The organism is Mesorhizobium sp. Cs1321R2N1 (assembly GCF_037179725.1).
In the GTDB taxonomy this organism is placed as follows: Bacteria; Pseudomonadota; Alphaproteobacteria; order Rhizobiales; family Rhizobiaceae; genus Mesorhizobium; species Mesorhizobium salmacidum.
In genome coordinates, this window is the sequence record NZ_JAPYKP010000224.1 from 1 (window position 1) to 5,888 (window position 5,888).

6 protein-coding genes and 2 pseudogenes are annotated in these 5,888 nt (G+C 62.7%); 5 read left to right on the forward strand and 3 right to left on the reverse strand.

Annotated elements, in window-relative coordinates:
• Window positions 1–185: pseudogene (locus O7A61_RS30520) on the forward strand (ABC transporter permease); the annotation flags it as partial.
• Complete coding sequence (locus tag O7A61_RS30525) at window positions 182–1,126, forward strand: ABC transporter permease (protein ID WP_027144559.1); 945 nt, start codon at window positions 182–184, stop codon at window positions 1,124–1,126. The pseudogene O7A61_RS30520 and the gene O7A61_RS30525, both read left to right, overlap by 4 nt.
• 98 nt (window positions 1,127–1,224) lie before the next feature.
• Here the strand turns inward: O7A61_RS30525 and O7A61_RS30530 are convergent, their stop codons facing one another.
• Complete coding sequence (locus O7A61_RS30530) at window positions 1,225–1,992, reverse strand: SDR family NAD(P)-dependent oxidoreductase (protein WP_337132917.1); 768 nt, start codon at window positions 1,990–1,992, stop codon at window positions 1,225–1,227.
• A gap of 265 nt (window positions 1,993–2,257) precedes the next feature.
• Here O7A61_RS30530 and O7A61_RS30535 point away from each other — a divergent pair, with 265 nt between their 5' ends.
• Window positions 2,258–2,413, forward strand: coding sequence for a hypothetical protein (locus O7A61_RS30535; RefSeq protein WP_337132918.1), 156 nt, complete (start codon window positions 2,258–2,260; stop codon window positions 2,411–2,413).
• Between the two features lie 131 nt (window positions 2,414–2,544).
• Window positions 2,545–3,494 (forward strand): annotated as a pseudogene (locus O7A61_RS30540) (LLM class flavin-dependent oxidoreductase).
• Here O7A61_RS30540 and O7A61_RS30545 read toward each other — a convergent pair.
• Window positions 3,445–4,155: a TetR/AcrR family transcriptional regulator gene (locus tag O7A61_RS30545; protein WP_337132919.1), complete on the reverse strand. Its 711-nt coding sequence runs from the start codon at window positions 4,153–4,155 to the stop codon at window positions 3,445–3,447. The pseudogene O7A61_RS30540 and the gene O7A61_RS30545 sit on opposite strands and share 50 nt — an antisense overlap.
• Before the next feature lie 137 nt (window positions 4,156–4,292).
• Here O7A61_RS30545 and O7A61_RS30550 point away from each other — a divergent pair, with 137 nt between their 5' ends.
• Complete coding sequence (locus O7A61_RS30550) at window positions 4,293–4,778, forward strand: RidA family protein (RefSeq protein ID WP_027144555.1); 486 nt, start codon at window positions 4,293–4,295, stop codon at window positions 4,776–4,778.
• Here the strand turns inward: O7A61_RS30550 and O7A61_RS30555 are convergent.
• The gene (locus tag O7A61_RS30555; RefSeq protein WP_337132920.1) at window positions 4,765–5,460 is read right to left on the reverse strand and encodes a cysteine hydrolase family protein; all 696 of its coding nucleotides are present in this window, start codon (window positions 5,458–5,460) and stop codon (window positions 4,765–4,767) included. The two genes, O7A61_RS30550 and O7A61_RS30555, sit on opposite strands and share 14 nt — an antisense overlap.
• Window positions 5,461–5,888: the final 428 nt, after the last annotated feature.

The window sequence follows — 5,888 nt, forward strand, 5'->3', positions numbered from 1 at the left end:
CGCTCGGCGTCATGCCTGCGGCGATTTTTCTGGCCGCCGTGATGACCGGTGCCGAGGCGATGTCGCGGGCGACCGGCGTGCCGGCCTTCCTCAGCGACGTCATCCAGGGCACGGCGCTGCTCGCCATGCTGGTGGCGCTGCTGTTCACCGCCTATCGCATCCGCCGCGTCGGAGCCTTCGGATGAGCGCGGTTTTCGAACAGATTTTTCAGGTCGGCTTTCTCGCCGCCATCATCCGCATCGCCACGCCGCTGGCCTTTGCCACGCTCGGCGAAATGTTCTCCGAACGGGCCGGCGTGCTCAATCTCGGCATCGAAGGCATTATGCTGCTCTGCGCGATGACCGGCTTCACCGCCACCAGCCTCAGTGGAAGCCTGTGGCTCGGCGTGCTGGTGGCGGTGCTGACCGGCATGCTGATGGGCGCGCTGCATGCGCTGTTCACGGTGGCGCTCGGCCTCAGCCAGCATGTCTGCGGCATCGGCGTCACGCTGTTCTCGTCGGGCCTTGCCTATTTCCTCTACCGGCTGATCTTCGGCCAGCAATCGGTGCCGCCGAGCATCAAGGGTTTTCAGACGCTGCCGATCCCGGTCCTCTCAGATATTCCAGTGCTGGGACCTGCGGTGTTCAACCAGTTCGCGCTGGTCTACATGGCGATCATTGCCATCCCGCTCGCCGCCTTCGTGCTCTACCGCACACCCTGGGGCCTGTCGGTGCGCATGGTCGGTGAAAACCCGCGCGCCGCCGATTCGGCCGGCGTCAGCGTCATTGCCACGCGTTTCCAGGCCGTCATTCTCGGCGGCGCCCTGATGGGGCTCGCCGGCGCCTTCCTGTCGATGGCGCAGTTCAACGCTTTCACCTTTGGCGTCGTGTCCGGGCGCGGCTGGGTGGCGATCGCGCTGGTCGTGTTCGGCCGCTGGGACCCGTGGCGCTCGGCCGGGGCCGCGCTGCTGTTCGCCTTCGTCGATGCCTTGCAACTCCGCATGCAGGCGAGCGGTTTGGGGCATATCCCCTACGAGGCGTTCCTGATGCTGCCGTTCATCTTTACCATCGTCGCGATGGCGGTCATGTCGCGCAACGCGGTGGCGCCCTCGGCGCTGCTGAAGCCGTTTCGGCGGGAAGAGCGGTAAGTGAATAGGACTTGGCATTCTTTCCTCTCCCCCCGATCGACGGGATAGGGGAAGGGCGCCAGGCTGTCCCTGGGACGAAGACCCAAGACCCGACCCCCTCACATCGCGGTAAACCCATTGTCCACGAACAGATGCGTGCCGTTGACGAAACTGGACTCGTCGCTCGCCAGGTAAAGCGCTGCCTTCGCCACTTCCTCCGGCTCGCCGATGCGGCCCTGCTGCGCGGCAAGTGCGGCGTCCGAGACATCGACGCCGAGCTTGCCGAGATCGGCGACCTCGCGCAGGCCGTGCGGCGTTCTGATGAAGCCGGGACAGACGGCGTTGCAGCGGATGTTGCGGTCCCGGAATTCCACCGCGATGGCGCGCGCGAACATGTGGCAGGCGCCCTTGGTGGTGTCGTAGAGCACTTCATTCGGCGTCGCCGCCACCGCCGAGATCGACGAGGTGCAGACGATCGACCCACCGCCGGCGGCGATCATGCCGGGCAGCACGGCGCGTGTCATCAGGAACATCGAGCGCACATTGACGGCGTGCAGCCAATCCCATTCCTGCAGCGTCGTCTCCAGGAACGGCTTTATCACGATGGTGCCGGCATGGTTGAACAGCACGGTGACGGGCCCGAGTTTTTCAGTCGCGCCTGTAACCGCCGCCTCGACCTGAGCCTCATCGGAAACGTCGGCCACCCAGTGTTCGGCTACGTGTCCCCGCGCGCGTATCGCGGCCGCGGTTGCAGCAGCTGCTTCACCGTTGCGGTCGATGATCGCGACCCTGGCGCCTTCGGCGGCAAACAACTCCGAAGCCGCGCCGCCCATTCCCGTCGCGCCGCCCGAAATGATGGCGACCTTGCCGGCCAGTCTTTCGCCCATTTTTCTGCTCCCAACGTCCTTTTGGATGATTTCATGTTGCCACCGGCAGCGATGCTATCCCTCCTGCATCGAGTGGCCAATGCAGGAAACAGGCGCGTGAAGCGATGCCGCCATGCCGTATCCCTTCATCGCCTGGATATGTCTCCACAGCAATTTCGTACCAATTTTCGGCGATCAATCAGAAAATAATTTTGCCCATGACGCAAAAATAGCAATCGACAAAGTCTACAAGTTTTATAGATTAACCGGCGAGACGGAGGTCGATATGTCCTATATCCAGAACACCCAGACCGACAGCAATGGCCAGAAGCTGGCCAATGCCCAGGGCTTTCGCCCGGCCTATGCCGGCGCTTTCGCCTATCTCGTCTTTGCCCTTGCGTTCGTGTTCACCGGGGCAGTCGTGCTGGGCCTTATTCCCTAAGGGATCGACAGGGCTGTTGCCCACAGCTTTCAGGCAATCGGAGTTGAATGAACCGGATCCCGGAGCGCTTTCGCGCACCTGAGGGGCCGCATTTCACAGCATCAGTGATTCCAGAGATGGAGGAGATGACAATGCCGATCGAATTCACCCATATTCCCGGCAAGACCGCCGACGCGGCGGTTCCCTTTTTCTATGACTTCGCCGAGACCGCGACGAAGCTCGGGCTGATCGAGGACAGCGGTTTCCAGAGGATCGTCGTCGACGATTCGGCCGGGCTGCTGACCAACATGGATCTTGCGTCCCAGGTGCTCAACCGCACCGCTTCGCTGGAAGTGGTGCTCACTCATTGGGCCGGGGTTGTCGACCCGACGGTGGCTGCTCGCCAGCTGGCGTCCATCGACAGGGAGAGCGGCGGACGGCTGGCGCTCAGGATGATCAGCGAGCCGCTGAACGATGACGATGCCGAGACACGGCCGGTCGGCCATGGCGTCGTCTGGCAGCGCATCGACGAATATCTGGTCCTGTTGAAGCGGCTGTGGTCGAACGACCGGCCCTTCGATCACGAAGGCGCGTTTACAGCATCAAGGGCGGTTACGTGCCGCGCAAGGGTCCGCATGGCGCCGACCTTGTGATCCGCATGGGCGGGCAATCCGGAACGGCGCTGAAGGTGGCCGGCCGGCATGCCGATCTCTTCGAGCTGGCGCCGGGCTCGATCGACGATATCAGGCAATTGATGGAGCGGGCGCGTGGCGCCGCAGCCGAATATGGCCGTGCCGGCAAACTGCGCTTCGCGCTTCCGGTCAGGATCCACCAAGGTGTTTCCGCCGCCGGCCATAAGGCGGTCGACCTCTCCGGGCCACCGGCGCAGGTCGCGCTGTCGTTGCTTGCCTATGCGGCTCTCGGCATCGATGAGTTCATGGTCGTCGGCGTCGACAGGCCACACGAGATCGCGACAGTTGGCCGGGAAACACTGGCGCTGCTGCGCAACTCCCTGGCGCGCCGGGAGGCCGATGCGCCACAGCTTGGCAGGTTCATCTCCCGGGAGCGAGGCCCGCAAGCAGCAAATCGAGGCCCTTCCTGAAGGTGCCGACCCAATCGTCGTCGAACAGCAGGCGAGAGCGTTGGATCGTGGGATAGCGTTCGCCCGGATGTGCGTGGTGCTGCTGCGTGGCGGCCTTGTCGCTGTCCGCGAGGTCGAAACTCGTCCGGGTTATGGTGGCGCCCATCACATAGTTCCATAGCGACCAGATCGCGACGTTCAAATCCTTGTCCGCTACACCGGCTCGGGACAAAGTCCTGCCGAGCAATTCCAGGCGGCTGAGAATGTTCGGTCCAAGCGCCCGGCTCGACAACAGCGGTACCGACCAGGGATGGCGCAGCATGCCGGCCCGCCAGTCTTCGAGCATATGGACAATTTCCACTCGCCAGTCCTCAGCGCCATTCATTTGCGGCGATCCGCGATATTCGAGCACGGAATCGAGCGCCAGATCGAAGACGCCGTCCTTGTCGTCGACGTGCCAATATAGGCTCATCACGCCCGAGCCGAGGCGATCAGCCAGTCGACGCATCGTCAATCCGTCGATCCCCCGTGCGTCCAGCAGTTCCACCGCAGTGGCGACAATGCGTTCCAGGGAGAGAGGGCGTTCCAGCAAGAGGTGCGGTTCACCGCGCGGCTCCGGCGCGGGCTGGAATTCCGTCCGTCGGGGCCGTTTGCTCCGGGCGCCGCTGCGTTTGGCGGTCATCCATCTTCCTCTCTGTTCAGTATATCGATTTTGGCCGGCAATGGCAGGAATGTCGATCCCGCTCAATTGACTCGTACAATGTACCATGCGACTGGCTCGTATGGCGTACGAGTCGGCCCGCGGAGGTAAGAAAAATCATGTCACGCACAACCAACCATCTGCTTATCGGAGGACTAATCATGATCATGGCAGCTTCCACTGTGGCGCCAGTGAATGCGAATGATTCCAGGTTGACCATCGTCAATCCAAAAACCCTCTACGACCCGTCGCCGAATGGCTATAGCACAGCCGTAATCATGCCCGCCGGAGCCCGGGTGGCCTACATTTCCGGGCAGGGCGGCCAAGACAGCACGGGAGGCTTGTCGCCCGACTTCGCCGTCCAGGTTAAGCAGGCCTACGCAAATCTGCGCGCCGCGCTGGATGCGCTCGGCGCCAGGCCGGACAAGGTCGCCAAGCTCACGGTCTTCGTCGTCGATCACGACATGTCCAAGCTTGGCGTGTTGACCCAGAGCGCGAAGGAGATGTTCGGCGAGACGCTGCCGGCACAAACTCTGGTTCCCGTTCCCAAGCTTGCGATCGACCCGATGCTCTTCGAGGTCGAGGCCATCGTCATGCTGGAGTAGCGGCACCCGGATCAGTCGGGCAAGGAAGGCGCGACAAGCCCGCGATGACGGCATCCGAATCGGCCAGCACGCCGAAGACGCCGTCCTCGACCGTCACCATGTGCAATGCCGCTTCATGCGCTTGCCTGTCGCCGCTGGCGCAGGCGTCCGAGATTGTCAGGCACTGGAAATTGCGGTCACAGGCTTCGCGCAACGTGGTGTGAACGCAGACATCCGTCGTGCAGCCGGAAAACATCAGATGGGTGATGCCTTGCGCGCGCAGCACAAGCTCGAAATCCGTATAGGTAAAAGCGCTGTTGCAGGTCTTGTCGACGATGATGTCGCGCGGGGCGACATCGATCTCCGGAACGATCTGGAACCCTGCGCCGGAGCGCAGCAGGACGTCGGTGCCGTCGAGGCCGGCGCGCTTGCGGCGCCATTTCTCGTAGGGCGTCATGTCGGCCATGTCGGCGCGGTAACCCTGTCTGGTGTGGATGACCGTGACGCCGGCTTCGCGTGCGGCCGCGATCAGACGGTTCACCGTCGGCAGGATCGCCCGCAGCGGCGAGGGGTCATACCCTTTTCTGGCGAAATAGCCCGATGTCGACAGGAAATCCTGTTGCAGGTCGATGACGATCAACGCAGTGTTTTCGGCAACCAGCCTGCCGTCATAGGGGTAGTCGAAAGGTATTGCCTTGATCATCCGGAACTCCTTGCTGCCGGATCAGTCTAGCGAGTCCGCATCGACACGGCGACACCGGATGCCTGTCATCGTATAGCCCGGGGCGGATATCGCAGACCACTGGCGCCGTAGCGTTTCAGCGATTTTGGGGCGCATTCCCAAATTGTTGAGCAGTCATCTTTAATGTTGACTAATAATTTCATGTTTCATAGTCAGCCGGGCACCTTGCCTGGCGCAGCCGGGATTGGAATGCGGCGGCCGCGCTGGAGAAATGCCATGACCGGGGGCCGCTGTAAGGACAAGGAAGAAGCTCGTGTCGAGACATGGTTTGTTGGTGGCATTTGTCGCATCGGTGATCCTGGCGGCGACCGGCGCGATGGCCCAGGAGCAACCGGCCGGCGCTGCTCCAGCAGCTGAGGCACCTGCCGCGGCGACCGAAGCGGCACAAG

Excerpts from the sequence above, each read along its gene's own strand:
- O7A61_RS30525 (WP_027144559.1), top strand. The coding sequence starts at position 182 with ATGAGCGCGGTTTTCGAACAGATTTTTCAGGTCGGCTTTCTCGCCGCC.
- O7A61_RS30530 (WP_337132917.1), bottom strand. The coding sequence starts at position 1,992 with ATGGGCGAAAGACTGGCCGGCAAGGTCGCCATCATTTCGGGCGGCGCG.
- O7A61_RS30535 (WP_337132918.1), top strand. The coding sequence starts at position 2,258 with ATGTCCTATATCCAGAACACCCAGACCGACAGCAATGGCCAGAAGCTG.
- O7A61_RS30545 (WP_337132919.1), bottom strand. The coding sequence starts at position 4,155 with ATGACCGCCAAACGCAGCGGCGCCCGGAGCAAACGGCCCCGACGGACG.
- O7A61_RS30550 (WP_027144555.1), top strand. The coding sequence starts at position 4,293 with ATGTCACGCACAACCAACCATCTGCTTATCGGAGGACTAATCATGATC.
- O7A61_RS30555 (WP_337132920.1), bottom strand. The coding sequence starts at position 5,460 with ATGATCAAGGCAATACCTTTCGACTACCCCTATGACGGCAGGCTGGTT.